Source organism: Streptomyces sp. NPDC026672, from assembly GCF_040638185.1.
In the GTDB taxonomy this organism is placed as follows: Bacteria; Actinomycetota; Actinomycetes; order Streptomycetales; family Streptomycetaceae; genus Streptomyces.
In genome coordinates this window covers 111,543-127,342 of record NZ_JBEZXS010000006.1, presented here as the reverse complement: position 1 = coordinate 127,342, position 15,800 = coordinate 111,543, and the positions used below count along the sequence as shown (strand labels likewise).

Here is a 15,800-nt window from a genome sequence, read left to right as displayed (position 1 = left end):
TCAGTCCTCGTCCGATATCGGACGATCCGGACCGCCGTCAGGCGGTCGGACCGCCGAAGATGTCGATACGGTCGCCCTCGGCGAGGGTCACGATCGCGCGCTTGGTCGCCGCACGCTGGCCGAAGCCGGTGCGGGTCCGCTTGCGCTTGCCCTGGCGGTTGATCGTGTTGACCCCGGTGACCTTGACCGAGAAGACCGCCTGGACGGCCTGCTTGATCTGGGTCTTGTTGGCGTTCGGGTCGACGATGAACGTGTACTTGTTCTCGTCCAGGAGCGCGTAGCTCTTCTCCGACACGACCGGCTTCAGCAGGACGTCACGGGGGTCCGTGTAGGCCTTGCTCGCCGGGGTGACGACGGTGTTCTTGCCCTCGGTGGCGTGGCGCTTCGCCTTGGCGACGCGCGCGACCTTGGCGGCCTTGGCGGCCTTCGAGGCGATGCTCGGGTGACGCGTAGCCATCAGGCTTCGCTCCCTTCGGTGTCAGCAGCCGATTCAGCCGGCGCGCCAGACACGAAGGACTCGAGAGCGGCCTGGGTGAAGACCACGTCGTCCGAGACGAGAACGTCGTACGTGTTCAGCTGGCCCGGCTCCAGGATGTGGACCTGGGGCAGGTTGCGGGCGGACAGCCACGCGGCCTCGTCTGCGCGGTCGACGACCAGGAGCAGGTTCTTGCGCTCGCTGATCTTGCCGAACAGGCTCTTGGCGGCCTTGGTGCTGGGGGACTCGCCCTCGATCACGCCCGTGACGACGTGGATGCGGTTGTGGCGCGCCCGGTCGGTGAGGGCGTGACGCAGAGCGGCGGCCTTCATCTTCTTCGGGGTGCGCTGCGAGTAGTCACGCGGCTGCGGGCCGTGGACGACGCCACCGCCGGCGAACTGCGGCGCGCGGGTCGAGCCCTGACGGGCGCGGCCGGTGCCCTTCTGGCGGTACGGCTTCTTGCCGCCACCGCGAACCTCGCCACGGGTCTTGGTCTTGTGCGTGCCCTGACGGGCGGCCGCGTTCTGCGCGACGACGACCTGGTGGAGCAGCGGGATGCTGATCTTCTCCACGCCGAAGATCTCCGCGGGGAGCTCGACGCTACCGGTCTTCTCGCCCGCAGGCGAAAGGATGTCAACAGTGCTCATCGGTTACCTCAGGCCCCCTTGGCCGCGGTGCGGACCAGGACGAGGCCGCCGTTCGGACCGGGAACCGCGCCCTTGATGAGCAGCAGACCCTTCTCCGCGTCAACGGCGTGGACGGTCAGGTTCTGGGTGGTGACACGCTCGTTGCCCATACGACCCGCCATACGGAGGCCCTTGAACACGCGGCCCGGGGTGGCGCAGCCACCGATGGAACCGGGCGAGCGGTGCTTGCGCTGGGTGCCGTGACCGGCGCCGAGGCCCTTGAAGTTGTGACGCTTCATGACACCGGCGAAGCCCTTGCCCTTGCTCTTGCCGGTGACGTCGACCTTCACGCCGGCCTCGAAGACCTCGGCGGTGACTTCCTGACCGAGGGTGTACTCGGCGGCGTCGGCCGTACGGATCTCGACGAGGTGGCGACGGGGGGTGACGTCGGCCTTCGCGAAGTGGCCCTTGAGGGGCTTGTTCACCTTGCGCGGGTCGATCTCGCCGAAGGCGATCTGGACCGACTCGTAGCCGTCGACGTCATTGGTGCGGACCTGGGTGACGACGTTGGGGCCGGCCTTGACGACGGTGACCGGAACAACGCGGTTGTTCTCGTCCCACACCTGCGTCATGCCGAGCTTCTCGCCCAGGATGCCCTTGATCTGCTTAGCCATTCTCAGCTCACCGACCCTCAGAGCTTGATCTCGATGTCGACACCGGCCGGGAGGTCGAGTCGCATCAGAGAGTCAACGGTCTTGGGGGTGGGGTCGAGAATGTCGATCAGGCGCTTGTGCGTGCGCATCTCGAAGTGCTCGCGCGAGTCCTTGTACTTGTGCGGCGACTTGATGACGCAGTACACGTTCTTCTCAGTGGGCAGCGGCACCGGGCCCGCGACCGACGCACCAGTGCGGGTCACCGTCTCGACGATCTTCTTCGCCGAGGAGTCGATGACCTCGTGGTCGTAGGCCTTGAGCCGGATGCGGATCTTCTGTCCCGCCATGGCTACTCAGTAGTCCTGTCTCTTGGCACGCTCTGGAACCCGGTGTTCCGTACTGCTGCTCTCCGACCCACGCGGTCGGGCGTGTCGCGCTCCCGCTGACACAGATGCCCCTTGTTCGAACATCCCTGCGGGGAATGCACACGGCCCTTCCGGTACCGCAAGCCGGGGGCGGAAGGCCCACCGGGCGCCTGGCCGGTGCTGCACCACACTTCCCGAAAGATTCCCGTACGTCCGTCCCAGTGCTGCCGTAGTGGCAGTTAGGACGACGAGTACTGTGGGACTCGCTTCCGGTCCCCCCGGCGGGAGGCGCGCAGCATCAACACTCGACCGAGCAACTCGGACAGTCTGCCATAGACGACGGTGCCCTGGCCAATCGGGCCGGAGAGAATACCCCGGGGGTGACGCAGGTCAAACCCGGCCCCACCGCACCCCTCCCCCTCAGGTGCGCGTCACCGTTCCGCACTGGCCGTCGTCGGCCGCGGGAGACGCGTCCGGCAGGGGCCGGCTGCGGTCGTACGGGTCCTCCGCGGGGCCCGTGCCCGGGGAGGACGTGGGGCCGTCGTCGGGGAACATCGGGTGGAGATAACCGTCGTAGACGTCGCACGCGTCGTTGTAGTACTCCGCGTCCCACGACCCCAGCAGCAGCCTGCCCCTGGTGACGATCCAGCGGTTCGGGTCGGAGGCGATCATCTTCACGTCACGGCGGACGATGGTCCGGGCCACCACGTCGCCGTCGCCGTGGGCGCGCACCAGCGGATAGACGAAGGTGTAGTCGGCGTGCACCTCGACCTGGCCCGGCTTGCCGGCCGCGAACGTCATGTGGCCGCGCACCTTGACCACGTCACCGGCGATCCGCGCCTCCTTCGGGTCGAAGCGGCTGAACAGCGACACCGGGTCGTGGCGCTCGGTGGGCGCGCGCAGCGCCCCCTCGACGTCCTTCAGCACGTCCGGCTGCTTCGGGTCGAGCAGGGCGAGCGCGTCGGCGGGGCGCGCGCCGCCCAGCACGGCGGGGTCGAGGCTGCCCGCGACCAGGAACTCCTTGGCCCTGCGCAGCGCCTGCGCCACCTCGTCCTTGCCCAGCCCCCCGGTCGCCTTCGCGGCGGGCAGCTCGATGGCGTCCGCGCCCTCGCCCCACGCCTCGGCGGGCGACCCCCGGAAGGGGTGGGCCCGGGTGGGCCCACCGGCCGAGTCGGCCGCGCCCGGCCCGGTCGAGGGCGGTGCGGTCTCGGCGGGCAGGGGTGAGGGGCTCGCGGCGGCGTCCGCCTCGCGGCCGGGCAGCCGATCGGTCAGCAGGGACGGCCGTACGGCGACCACGGCGACCAGGAGGGCCAGCGCCACCCCGATGCCGTTGCGCACGGCGCGCCGGCGCCGGCCCCTGCCGTCGATCTCCCTCCAGGCGGGCCCGGTGCGCCAGCCGGGCGGCTGCTGCGCCGCCTGCCGCGACCGCCGTGCGGCCCGTTCGCGTGCCGACTCCTCCCGCGGTGCCGAGGACCTGGACCGTCCGCGCCGCTTGTCCTCCGCGACGGCCTGGTGCAGGAACCGCTCCCACTCCTCGTCGGGTATGGAGGACCCGTCGTCGGGTCTGTCGCCGGGCTGTCCGGAGGACGGGGTACCGCTCACGGGCTCACTCTCATCGGCCGGGACGCGCAGATGATCACCGCGCTCACGGCCATTCCTAGGCGCCCCCGTCCACACGTCACAAGACCCGCCGGAAATCGTTGGGAACCCGTGATCGACGACCGGCCCGGGAACACCGAAAGGCCCGTACGACCGAAGTCGTACGGGCCTTCCGAGACCTACCGGATCAGTGCCGGGGTCGGACCGAGATCACTTGTTGATCTTGGTGACCTGGCCGGCGCCCACCGTGCGGCCACCCTCACGGATGGCGAACTTCAGGCCCTCTTCCATGGCGATGGGCTGGATGAGCTCCACCGTCATCTCGGTGTTGTCACCCGGCATGACCATCTCGGTGCCCTCGGGGAGGGTCACGACGCCGGTCACGTCCGTCGTACGGAAGTAGAACTGCGGACGGTAGTTGTTGAAGAACGGCGTGTGGCGGCCACCCTCGTCCTTGGACAGGATGTAGGCCTGCGCCTCGAACTCGGTGTGCGGGGTGACCGAGCCCGGCTTGATGATGACCTGGCCGCGCTCGACGTCCTCGCGCTTGATGCCGCGGAGCAGCAGACCGACGTTCTCACCGGCCTGGCCCTCGTCGAGCAGCTTGCGGAACATCTCGATGCCGGTAACCGTGGTGGTGGTCTTCTCGGTCTTGATGCCGATGATGTCCACGGTCTCGTTGACCTTGAGGACACCACGCTCGATACGACCGGTGACGACCGTGCCACGACCGGTGATCGTGAAGACGTCCTCGATCGGCATCAGGAACGGCTTGTCGACGTCGCGCTCCGGCTCCGGGATCGCGGTGTCGACGGCGTTCATGAGGTCCAGGACGGACTGCGTCCACTGCGAGTCGCCCTCGAGGGCCTTCAGCGCGGAGACGCGGACGACCGGCAGGTCGTCGCCCGGGAACTCGTACTCGGAGAGGAGCTCACGGACCTCGAGCTCGACGAGCTCCATGATCTCCTCGTCGTCCACCATGTCGGCCTTGTTCAGGGCGACGACGATGTACGGAACGCCGACCTGGCGGGCCAGGAGCACGTGCTCCTTGGTCTGCGGCATCGGGCCGTCGGTGGCGGCGACCACGAGGATCGCGCCGTCCATCTGCGCGGCACCGGTGATCATGTTCTTGATGTAGTCCGCGTGACCCGGGCAGTCGACGTGGGCGTAGTGACGCGCCTCGGTCTGGTACTCGACGTGCGCGATGGAGATGGTGATACCGCGCTGACGCTCTTCGGGCGCCTTGTCGATGTTGTCGAACGGGGTGGCCTCGTTCAGGTCCGGGTACGCGTCGTGCAGCACCTTGGTAATGGCGGCCGTGAGGGTCGTCTTACCGTGGTCGATGTGACCGATGGTGCCGATGTTGACGTGCGGCTTAGTCCGCTCGAACTTCGCCTTCGCCACTGGGGTCCTCCTGTGGAGTGGTTCTGTACGCCTTACTTCATCGGCGCCAGGTGATCTTTGCTGGAAAGCCCGGAACCCGGGGCATTCGTCCGAGAATGCGGCTGAATGCCCCTTGAGGCTCCGGAGTCAAGCCTAAAGCGTGGGAACGCTGTGCGTTACTCGCCCTTGGCCTTCGCGATGATCTCCTCGGCGACGTTCCGCGGAACCTCGGCGTAGGAGTCGAACTGCATCGAGTAGCTTGCGCGACCCGACGTCTTGCTACGGAGGTCGCCGACGTAGCCGAACATCTCCGACAGGGGCACGAGGCCCTTCACGACGCGGGCACCGGCCCGCTCCTCCATGGCCTGGATCTGGCCACGGCGGGAGTTGATGTCGCCGATGACCTCACCCATGTAGTCCTCGGGCGTGGTGACCTCGACGGCCATCATCGGCTCCAGGAGCACGGGCGAAGCCTTGCGCGCGGCCTCCTTGAAGGCCTGCGAACCGGCGATCTTGAACGCGAGCTCGGAGGAGTCGACCTCGTGGTAGGCACCGTCGTGCAGGATCACGCGGACACCGGTCATCTCGTAACCGGCGAGGATGCCGAACTGCATGGCCTCCTGCGCACCGGCGTCGACCGAAGGGATGTACTCCTTCGGGATACGACCACCGGTCACCTTGTTCACGAACTCGTACGAGGTGTCGCCACCCTCGAGCGGCTCGATGCCGATCTGCACCTTGGCGAACTGACCGGTACCACCGGTCTGCTTCTTGTGCGTGTAGTCGACGCGCTCGACGGCCTTGCGGATCGTCTCGCGGTAGGCCACCTGCGGCTTGCCGACGTTGGCCTCGACCTTGAACTCACGGCGCATGCGGTCGACCAGCACCTCGAGGTGCAGCTCGCCCATGCCGCCGATGATGGTCTGGCCGGTCTCCTCGTCCGAGTGGACCTGGAAGGACGGGTCCTCCTCGGCCAGGCGCTGGATCGCGACGCCCAGCTTCTCCTGGTCGCCCTTCGACTTGGGCTCGATGGCGACCTGGATGACCGGCGCCGGGAAGTCCATGGACTCCAGGATCACTGGCTGCTTGTCGTCGCACAGCGTCTCACCGGTCGTGGTCTGCTTCAGACCCATGACGGCGATGATGTCGCCGGCGCCCACCGCGTCGATCTCCTCACGCTTGTTCGCGTGCATGCGGTAGATCTTGCCGATGCGCTCCTTCTTGCCCTTGACGGAGTTCAGCACCGAGGTGCCGGACTCCAGGCGGCCCGAGTAGACCCGGACGAAGGTGAGCTTGCCGAGGTGCGGGTCGCTCATGATCTTGAACGCGAGCGCGGACAGCGGCTCCTCGTCGGACGGCTTGCGCCGGACGACCTCCTCCGGGTTGTTGACGGCGTGGCCCTCGATGGCCTCGACGTCGAGCGGGGAGGGGAGGTAGCGCACGACCGCGTCGAGCAGGGGCTGAACGCCCTTGTTCTTGAACGCGGTGCCGCAGAACACCGGGGTGACCGTGGTGTCCGTGGACTTGCCGGACGCGATGGTGATGCGACGGATCGCGGCGTACAGCTGCTCCTCGGTGGGCTCCTCGCCCTCCAGGTACAGCTCCATGATCTCTTCGTCGTTCTCGGCCACGGCCTCGATGAGCTTGCCGCGGTACTCCTCGGCAGCCTCGGTGTGCGTGTCCGGGATGTCGACGACGTCGTACATCTCGCCCTTGGTCGCCTCGGCGGACCACACGAACGCCTTCATGCGGACCAGGTCCACGACGCCCTTGAAGTCGGCCTCCGCGCCGATCGGCAGCTGCATGACGAGCGGCTGCGCGCCGAGGCGGTCGGAGATCATGTCGACGCAGCGGTGGAACTCGGCACCGGTGCGGTCGAGCTTGTTCACGAAGCAGATGCGCGGAACGCCGTAGCGGTCCGCCTGACGCCACACCGTCTCGGACTGGGGCTCCACGCCGGCGACGCCGTCGAACACCGTCACGGCACCGTCGAGCACCCGGAGGGAACGCTCCACCTCGACCGTGAAGTCGACGTGGCCCGGGGTGTCGATGATGTTGATGGTGTGGTCGACGTCTTCCAGCGGCCAGTGGCAGGTGGTGGCAGCAGAGGTGATCGTGATGCCACGCTCCTGCTCCTGCTCCATCCAGTCCATGGTGGCAGCGCCGTCGTGGACCTCACCGATCTTGTAGGACACACCGGTGTAGAACAGGATCCGCTCGGTGGTGGTCGTCTTGCCCGCGTCGATGTGGGCCATGATGCCGATGTTGCGCACCTTGGCCAGGTCAAGCGAAGTGGTAGCCATAAGGCTTCAGTCTTCTCTCGGTCTCGATGTGGGTAGCGACTACCAGCGGTAGTGCGCGAAGGCCTTGTTGGACTCGGCCATCTTGTGCGTGTCCTCGCGCTTCTTCACAGCGGCACCGAGGCCGTTGGAGGCGTCGAGGAGCTCGTTCAGCAGGCGCTCGGTCATGGTCTTCTCACGACGGGCGCGGGAGTAGCCCACGAGCCAGCGCAGCGCCAGGGTGTTGGCACGGCCGGGCTTGACCTCGACCGGGACCTGGTAGGTGGCGCCACCGACACGGCGGGACTTGACCTCGAGGGTCGGCTTGATGTTCTCCAGCGCGCGCTTCAGCGTGATGACCGGGTCGTTGCTGGTCTTCTCGCGCAGGCCCTCCATGGCGCCGTACACGATGCGCTCGGCGGTGGAGCGCTTGCCGTTCAGCAGCACCTTGTTGATGAGGGACGTGACCAGAGGAGAACCGTAGACCGGGTCGATGATGACCGGGCGCTTCGGGGCGGGGCCCTTACGAGGCATTCTTACTTCTCCTTCTTGGCGCCGTAGCGGCTGCGGGCCTGCTTGCGGTTCTTGACACCCTGGGTGTCGAGCGAACCGCGGATGATCTTGTAGCGAACACCGGGCAGGTCCTTCACACGACCGCCACGCACGAGCACGATGGAGTGCTCCTGCAGGTTGTGTCCCTCACCCGGAATGTAGGCCGTGACCTCGATGCCGCTGGTCAGACGCACACGCGCGACCTTACGCAGGGCCGAGTTCGGCTTCTTCGGGGTGGTCGTGAACACACGCGTGCAGACACCACGACGCTGAGGGGAACCCTCGAGTGCGGGCGTCTTGTTCTTCTCGACCTTGTCCTGCCGGCCCTTGCGGACCAGCTGCTGGATCGTAGGCACTACTTCTCCGGTTTCTGTGTGCCGATGGGTACAGCTAACCTGGAACGTCGCCGACCCACGCGGTCGGGTGTGTCGAATCCCGCAGACTTCCACCGCCAGGGAGGAAGGGCGCAGATCACGGTGGCCGGTCACAGCTCGCCATGCGGTTGAAGGCACGCACGAGAGCCAGGGCACACCCCAGGCACAAGGTCTGAGCGTACCTACCTCATTCGCTGCGGTCAAAACAAATGAAACGAGGCCGGAGGGCGGGCGGATCGAACGGATTTGACCTGGGATTCCAAGGCGGACCGGTTGCCCGGTCACCCGGCTCAGGACCGCGGCACCGTCTCCTCCGTCCGCGGCGCCGCCTCGGCCGCCACGCCGTCCGCCCCGTCACCCTTCTCCCCCGCTGTGTCGTGGCCCACGAAGTACGCCGGCCGGTTCTGTATGGCCGTGTAGATGCGCCCCACGTACTCCCCCAGCAACCCGACGCAGATCAGCTGCACCGCACCGATGAACAGCACGCCCGTGAAGAGGGAGGTCCAGCCCGGGACCGTGTGGTCCAGCACATGGGCGGTGAGGGTGTAGAGGATCAGCCCGACACAGACCAGGAAGGCGAAACCACCGAGCCAGGTGGCCAGCCGCAGCGGGGCCGCGGAGAAGCCGGTGACGCTGTCGACGGCCAGCCGGACCATCCGGCCGAGCGGATACTTGCTGCGCCCGGCGGTGCGCGGCTCGCGCTCGTAGGTGACCTGTCCGCTCGGGAAGCCGAGCCAGGGCACCAGCAGTCGGTAGACCCGCTCCCGCTCCGGCAGCGCGTTCAGCGCGTCCACCGCGGCCCGGCCAAGCAGCCGGAAATCGCCCGCCTGCGCGGGGATCGAGGGCCCGGCGAGGCGCCGTACGAGCCGGTAGTACAGACCCGCGCTCCAGCGCTTGAACCCGCTGTCGCTGGTCCGGTCGGTGCGGACCCCGTAGACGATGTCGAGCCCCTCGGCACGGGCCAGCGTCAGCATCTCGGGGATCTTCTCGGGCGGGTCCTGGAGATCGGCGTCCAGGCTGACCACGTACTCGCCGACCGCCCGCTCCAGACCGGCGGTGAGGGCGCCCTGGTGACCGCAGTTGCGGCGCAGGCCGATCACCCGCAGTTCGGGCCAGCCGAGCCGGAACGCCGCGAGCAGCCCGTCGGTCCCGTCGGTGCTGCCGTCGTCGACGGCGACGAGCTCGTACGGCACACCCAGCCCGTCGAGGACCGGGCGCAGCCGGCCGACGAGCGCGGGCAGCGCCTCCACCTCGTTGTACATGGGTATGACGACCGACAGCTCGATCCCCGTGTGCGCTCCGTGAGCCACCCGCGTCTCCCCCCTCCGCCGTGCGCATGCGACGCTTCTCCCGCGCGCAGACGCGTTTTGTGTGATCTTGCGACTGAACACTTCACGACCATCCGGACCTGTGGGCGCTCCTCGGCCCGGTGATCGGACTAGGGGGAACCACGGGATGAGCACGACGTCCGAAGCCACCGGGGCGGACACCGCCCCGCCCGCCGAGCAAGGCGCTCCCCGGCAGCCCGGCCGCCGGCTCACCCTGCCCCTCGCGGTACGGCCGTACGTGGCCCCCCTCGTCCTCTACAGCGTCACGAAGCTCGTGGGGCTCACCATATTCGCCTGGCTGCTGGAGCACGCGGGCGACTACCGAACGAAGAACCCGCGCTTCGGCGGCGGCGCCCACTGGTGGGACGTCCTGTCGTCCTGGGACGGCTGGTGGTACCTCCAGGTCGCGGAGAAAGGGTACGACCCCGGCCCGCTGCAACCGCTGGCCCCCGGCGGGGTGTTCACGGCGCAGCAGAACTCGGTCGCCTTCTTCCCGCTCTATCCCGGCCTGATCCGCGGGGCGTCCGAGGTGACCGGCCTCGGTCTGTACGGATCCGCGATACTGGTGTCGGTCCTGGCGTCCCTGGTCGCCGCGGCCGGCATCTACGCCGTGGTCTCCCTGCTCGCGGGCGCGCGGGCGGGCACCGTCGCCGCCGGACTGTGGGCCGTGGTACCCGGAGCGGGCGTCGAGTGGGCGGTCTACTCGGAGTCCCTGTTCGTCGCGCTGGCCGCCTGGTGCTGCTACTGCGTCATGAAGGGCCGCTGGGCGGCGGCCGGGCTGCTCGCGTTCGCCGCCGGCCTCAACCGGCCGACGTCGGCGGCGCTCATCGGCGCGGTGGGGCTCGCGGCGCTGGTGACACTGGCCCGGCGCGAGGGCAGGCGCGAGCACGGGATCGCGGGTCCCGTGTACGCCATGCTGGCCGCGCCGCTCGGGCTGTTCACCTACGTCGCCTGGGTCGGCCACGGCATGGGCGACCCTCTCGGGTACTTCAAGCTCCAGCACGAGGGCTGGGCGCACTACTTCGACTTCGGCGCCTACACCCTCGACGTCCTGCGGAACGTGGCGGTCGGCAAGAGCGACTACCTCTTCCCCTTCACCGTCTCCGACCTGATCGGCGTACAGATCGTCGTGGCCCTGCCCTTCCTGGTCGCCCTGATGCTGCGCAAACGGCCGCCCCTGGTCCTGGTCGCCTACACCCTGGCCTCGATCCTGACCGTCCTCGGCACCCAGCAGATGTTCGGCAACACCCCGCGCTATCTGCTCCCGGCGTTCCCCCTGCTGCTGGCCCCGGCGGCGGCCATGAGCCGCCTCAGACTCCCGACGCTGACGGTCTTCTTCACCACGGCGGCGGTGGCCTCCGGCTGGTACGCGCACTACGTCATCTTCGAGCTGGGGATCCCGTAGGCTCCCGGTCCGCACCCGCGCGGCGCGCACTCAGCCCGAGGACGCCAGTGAGGCCGCGATGATCACTGTGAACAACAGTGCCCAGCCGGCGATCGACAGCCAGCCCAGGATCAGCCCCGTCAGCGCCAGGCCGTCGCCGCCCTCCCCCGTACGCCGGATCTCCGACCGGGCCGTGTGGCCCAGGACGACCGCGGGGATGCCGGTCAGGCCCGCGGTCATGACCGTCAGGACACCGCAGACGAGGGCGCCGACCGCCTTCCCGTTGGCCGGCGGGCGCGGGGCCGGCAGGAACGTCGCCGGGACGGCCTGCGGCCCGGCGTACGGCACCGGGGCGACCGGCGTGGGCCCCTGTGGCAGATCGGCGACGAGCAGCGCCAGCTCCCCCACCGTCCGCGCCTGGTACGCCCGCGCGACCCGCTTGTCGAGCTCGTCCCGCATCAGCCGCCCCTCGCCGAACCCGGCTCTGAGCACGTCCACGGCACGCTCCCGATCGGCGTGCGAGGCGAGCATCGACGCCCCGCCCTGACCACCCTGCCCCTGCCACGGCTGCCAGGGCTGCTGCTGCCACGGTGTCGGCTGGGACATGGGCACCTCCCCCGGGCGGCTCCCGAATACCGTCCTCTGTCACACTTCAACGCCCATTGTCCGGCATCGGTTCCTGTCTTCGCCTTCCCGCGCGCGGGAATTCGCACGCCGCGTGACGGGACATGTGCGCCGGGCACGCCGAAGGGCGGCCACCCCCGCAGGGTGACCGCCCTTCAGTTCAAGCTGCTCGCCTACTGGTTGTACGGACCGTAGTCGTAGTCCTCCAGCGGAACGGCCTGGCCGGAGCCGGTGCCGAACGGCGAGTAGTCGATGTCGTCGTAGCCGACGGCCGAGTACATCGCGGCCTTGGCCTCCTCGGTCGGCTCGACCCGGATGTTGCGGTAGCGGGACAGACCCGTACCGGCCGGGATGAGCTTACCGATGATGACGTTCTCCTTGAGGCCGATCAGGGAGTCGGACTTGGCGTTGATCGCCGCGTCCGTGAGGACCCTGGTCGTCTCCTGGAAGGACGCCGCCGACAGCCAGGACTCGGTGGCCAGCGACGCCTTGGTGATACCCATGAGCTGCGGACGGCCGGAGGCCGGGTGACCGCCCTCCTGGACCACACGACGGTTCTCGGTCTCGAACTTCGAGCGCTCGACGAGCTCGCCGGGCAGCAGCTCGGCGTCGCCGGACTCGATGATCGTCACACGGCGCAGCATCTGCCGGATGATGATCTCGATGTGCTTGTCGTGGATCGACACACCCTGCGAGTTGTAGACCTTCTGGACCTCGCCGACCAGGTGGACCTGGACGGCACGCTGGCCCAGGATGCGCAGCACGTCGTGCGGGTTGGTGGCACCCACGGTGAGCTTCTGGCCCACCTCGACGTGCTCGCCCTCGCTCACCAGGAGCCGGGCGCGCTTCGAGATCGGGAACGCCGTCTCGTCGCTGCCGTCGTCCGGGGTGATGACGAGCTTCTTGGTCTTCTCGGTCTCCTCGATCCGCACGCGGCCGGAGGCCTCGGAGATCGGGGCGACACCCTTCGGGGTACGGGCCTCGAAGAGCTCGACGACACGCGGCAGACCCTGGGTGATGTCGTCACCGGCCACACCACCGGTGTGGAAGGTACGCATCGTCAGCTGGGTACCGGGCTCACCGATGGACTGGGCGGCGATGATGCCGACCGCCTCACCGATGTCGACCAGCTTGCCGGTGGCGAGCGAACGGCCGTAGCACATCGCGCAGGTGCCGACGGCGGACTCGCAGGTCAGGACCGAGCGGGTCTTGACCTCCGACACACCACGGGCCACGAGCTCCTCGATGAGGACGTCACCGAGGTCGGTGCCGGCCGGGGCCAGGACCTGACCGTCGACCACGATGTCCTCGGCGAGGCAGCGCGCGTACACGGACGTCTCGACGTTCTCCGCCTTGCGCAGCACGCCGTCGGCGCCGACCTCCGCGATGTGGAGCTTGAGTCCGCGGTCGGTGCCGCAGTCCTCCTCGCGGATGATGACGTCCTGCGACACGTCCACCAGACGACGGGTGAGGTAACCCGAGTCGGCGGTACGCAGGGCGGTGTCCGCCAGACCCTTACGGGCACCGTGCGTGGAGATGAAGTACTCCAGGACGGACAGGCCCTCACGGAACGACGCCTTGATCGGACGCGGGATCGTCTCGTTCTTCGCGTTCGACACCAGACCACGCATACCGGCGATCTGACGCATCTGCATCATGTTGCCTCGTGCACCCGAGTCAACCATCATGAAGATGGGGTTCGTCTTCGGGAAGTTCGCGTTCATCGCCTCGGCAACCTCGTTGGTCGCCTTGGTCCAGATCGCGATGAGCTCCTGCGTGCGCTCTTCCTTGGTGATCAGACCACGCTCGTACTGCTTCTGGACCTTCTCGTCCTGCGACTCGTAGCCCTTGACGATCTCCTTCTTCGCCTCGGGAACGACGATGTCGGAGATGGCCACGGTGACGCCGGAACGGGTGCCCCAGTAGAAGCCCGCCGCCTTCAGGTTGTCGAGCGTCGCCGCCACGATGACCTTGGGGTAGCGCTCGGCCAGGTCGTTGACGATCTCGCCGAGCTGCTTCTTGCCCACCGAGTAGTCGACGAACGGGTAGTCCTCGGGCAGCAGCTCGTTGAAGAGCGCACGGCCCAGAGTCGTCCGCAGGCGGAAGGTGTCACCCTGCTGCCACTCGGGCTCGCCCTCCTCCTGCGCCGGCGGGGTCCAGCCGCGCGGCGGGATGGTGCCCACCGGGAAGCGGATGTCGACGGCCGACTGGAGCGCGAGCTCCCCGGCGTCGAACGCCATCGTCGCCTCGGCGGTGGAGCCGAAGGCCCGGCCCTCGCCCTTGACGTCGCGCAGCTCGCCGTCCGTGGTCAGGAAGAACAGACCGAGGACCATGTCCTGGGTCGGCATCGTCACCGGGCGGCCGTCGGCCGGCTTGAGGATGTTGTTCGAGGACAGCATCAGGATGCGGGCCTCGGCCTGCGCCTCCGCGGACAGCGGCAGGTGCACGGCCATCTGGTCACCGTCGAAGTCCGCGTTGAACGCGGTGCAGACGAGCGGGTGGATCTGGATGGCCTTGCCCTCGACCAGCTGCGGCTCGAAGGCCTGGATGCCGAGGCGGTGCAGGGTGGGCGCACGGTTCAGCAGCACCGGGTGCTCGGCGATGACCTCTTCGAGGACGTCGTACACGACGGTGCGACCGCGCTCCACCATGCGCTTGGCCGACTTGATGTTCTGCGCGTGGTTCAGGTCGACCAGGCGCTTCATCACGAACGGCTTGAAGAGCTCCAGCGCCATGGCCTTGGGCAGACCACACTGGTGCAGCTTGAGCTGCGGGCCGACGACGATGACGGAACGCGCCGAGTAGTCGACTCGCTTGCCGAGCAGGTTCTGACGGAAGCGGCCCTGCTTGCCCTTGAGCATGTCGGACAGCGACTTCAGCGGACGGTTGCCGGGGCCCGTGACCGGGCGGCCGCGGCGGCCGTTGTCGAAGAGCGCGTCGACGGCCTCCTGGAGCATGCGCTTCTCGTTGTTCACGATGATCTCGGGAGCACCGAGGTCGAGAAGCCGCTTCAGTCGGTTGTTGCGGTTGATGACACGGCGGTACAGGTCGTTCAGGTCGGAGGTCGCGAAGCGGCCACCGTCCAGCTGCACCATCGGACGCAGGTCCGGCGGGATGACCGGCACGCAGTCCAGCACCATCCCCTTGGGGCTGTTGCTGGTCTGGAGGAACGCGGAGACGACCTTCAGGCGCTTGAGCGCACGGGTCTTCTTCTGGCCCTTGCCGGTACGGATGATCTCCCGGAGCTTCTCGGCCTCCTCGTCGAGGTCGAAGGACTCCAGGCGCTTCTGCAGCGCCGCGGCACCCATCGAGCCGTCGAAGTACGTGCCGAAGCGGTCGCGCAGCTCGCGGTAGAGCAGCTCGTCGCCCTCCAGGTCCTGGACCTTGAGGTTCTTGAACCGCGTCCACACCTCGTCGAGACGGTCGATCTCGCGCTGCGCGCGGTCGCGCAGCTGCTTCATCTCGCGCTCGGCACCCTCGCGCACCTTGCGGCGCACGTCGGCCTTGGCGCCCTCGGCCTCCAGCTCGGCCAGGTCGGCCTCGAGCTTCTTGGCGCGGCCTTCCAGGTCGGCGTCGCGACGGTTCTCGATCTGCTGCCGCTCGACGGAGACGTGCGCCTCCAGGGAGGGCAGGTCGCGGGTGCGGCGCTCCTCGTCGACGTACGTGATCATGTACGCCGCGAAGTAGATGACCTTCTCCAGGTCCTTCGGGGCGAGGTCGAGCAGGTAGCCGAGGCGCGACGGGACGCCCTTGAAGTACCAGATGTGCGTGACGGGCGCGGCCAGCTCGATGTGGCCCATCCGCTCACGGCGCACCTTCGCGCGCGTGACCTCGACGCCACAGCGCTCACAGATGATGCCCTTGAAGCGGACGCGCTTGTACTTGCCGCAGTAGCACTCCCAGTCCCGGGTGGGGCCGAAGATCTTCTCGCAGAAGAGCCCGTCCTTTTCCGGCTTGAGGGTGCGGTAGTTGATGGTCTCGGGCTTCTTGACCTCGCCGTGGCTCCACTGACGGATGTCGTCCGCGGTGGCCAGGCCGATCCGGAGCTCGTCGAAGAAGTTGACGTCGAGCACTATGCGTCAATCCCTCTCAGGGTCGTGAGTCTTTGGTCTGAAACGGGGGCCTGGGGGTCGGCGGGCCCTGATGGCTCAGGGACCG

At 68.1% G+C, this 15,800-nt stretch carries 13 protein-coding genes; 1 reads left to right on the top strand and 12 read right to left on the bottom strand.

The annotated features are described in order from the left end of the window. Positions 1 to 37: 37 nt before the first annotated feature. The 10 genes from rplW to AB0F77_RS08915 form a co-directional block, all read right to left on the bottom strand. Entirely contained in the window at positions 38 to 457 is a 420-nt protein-coding gene (gene rplW / locus AB0F77_RS08960) for a 50S ribosomal protein L23 (RefSeq protein WP_361943797.1), read from the bottom strand. Next, positions 457 to 1,122 (bottom strand): 50S ribosomal protein L4, encoded by a 666-nt coding sequence (gene rplD / locus AB0F77_RS08955; RefSeq protein ID WP_361943794.1) that lies wholly within the window; start codon positions 1,120 to 1,122, stop codon positions 457 to 459. Before rplD ends, rplW begins: the two co-directional genes overlap by 1 nt. An 8-nt stretch (positions 1,123 to 1,130) precedes the next feature. Beyond that, a complete protein-coding gene (gene rplC, locus AB0F77_RS08950) occupies positions 1,131 to 1,775 on the bottom strand; it encodes a 50S ribosomal protein L3 (protein WP_046732368.1) in 645 nt (214 codons plus the stop codon). A 17-nt stretch (positions 1,776 to 1,792) separates the two neighbouring features. Then, the gene (gene rpsJ / locus AB0F77_RS08945) at positions 1,793 to 2,101 is read right to left on the bottom strand and encodes a 30S ribosomal protein S10 (protein WP_003948644.1); all 309 of its coding nucleotides are present in this window, start codon (positions 2,099 to 2,101) and stop codon (positions 1,793 to 1,795) included. 438 nt (positions 2,102 to 2,539) lie between these two features. Next, positions 2,540 to 3,721, bottom strand: a complete 1,182-nt coding sequence (locus AB0F77_RS08940) for a hypothetical protein (RefSeq protein ID WP_361943790.1) — start codon at positions 3,719 to 3,721, stop codon at positions 2,540 to 2,542. A gap of 207 nt (positions 3,722 to 3,928) precedes the next feature. Beyond that, positions 3,929 to 5,122 (bottom strand): elongation factor Tu, encoded by a 1,194-nt coding sequence (gene tuf, locus AB0F77_RS08935; RefSeq protein WP_361943788.1) that lies wholly within the window; start codon positions 5,120 to 5,122, stop codon positions 3,929 to 3,931. 155 nt (positions 5,123 to 5,277) lie between these two features. After that, positions 5,278 to 7,404, bottom strand: coding sequence for an elongation factor G (gene fusA, locus AB0F77_RS08930; protein WP_361943786.1), 2,127 nt, complete (start codon positions 7,402 to 7,404; stop codon positions 5,278 to 5,280). Positions 7,405 to 7,443: 39 nt separating this feature from the next. After that, entirely contained in the window at positions 7,444 to 7,914 is a 471-nt protein-coding gene (rpsG, locus tag AB0F77_RS08925) for a 30S ribosomal protein S7 (protein ID WP_007384059.1), read from the bottom strand. Positions 7,915 to 7,916: 2 nt separating this feature from the next. Then, positions 7,917 to 8,288, bottom strand: coding sequence for a 30S ribosomal protein S12 (gene rpsL, locus AB0F77_RS08920; protein WP_003948652.1), 372 nt, complete (start codon positions 8,286 to 8,288; stop codon positions 7,917 to 7,919). Between the two features lie 308 nt (positions 8,289 to 8,596). Beyond that, a complete protein-coding gene (locus tag AB0F77_RS08915; RefSeq protein ID WP_361943782.1) occupies positions 8,597 to 9,616 on the bottom strand; it encodes a glycosyltransferase family 2 protein in 1,020 nt (339 codons plus the stop codon). 145 nt (positions 9,617 to 9,761) lie between these two features. On the opposite strand from AB0F77_RS08915, the gene AB0F77_RS08910 reads away from it, so the two are divergent. Beyond that, entirely contained in the window at positions 9,762 to 11,039 is a 1,278-nt protein-coding gene (locus AB0F77_RS08910; protein WP_361943779.1) for a glycosyltransferase family 39 protein, read from the top strand. 30 nt (positions 11,040 to 11,069) lie between these two features. Here AB0F77_RS08910 and AB0F77_RS08905 read toward each other — a convergent pair whose 3' ends face one another. Together AB0F77_RS08905 and AB0F77_RS08900 are read right to left on the bottom strand one after the other, a co-directional pair. Then, the gene (locus AB0F77_RS08905) at positions 11,070 to 11,624 is read right to left on the bottom strand and encodes a DUF4190 domain-containing protein (protein ID WP_361943776.1); all 555 of its coding nucleotides are present in this window, start codon (positions 11,622 to 11,624) and stop codon (positions 11,070 to 11,072) included. Positions 11,625 to 11,815: 191 nt separating this feature from the next. Beyond that, entirely contained in the window at positions 11,816 to 15,715 is a 3,900-nt protein-coding gene (locus AB0F77_RS08900) for a DNA-directed RNA polymerase subunit beta' (RefSeq protein WP_361943773.1), read from the bottom strand. Positions 15,716 to 15,800 lie beyond the last annotated feature (85 nt).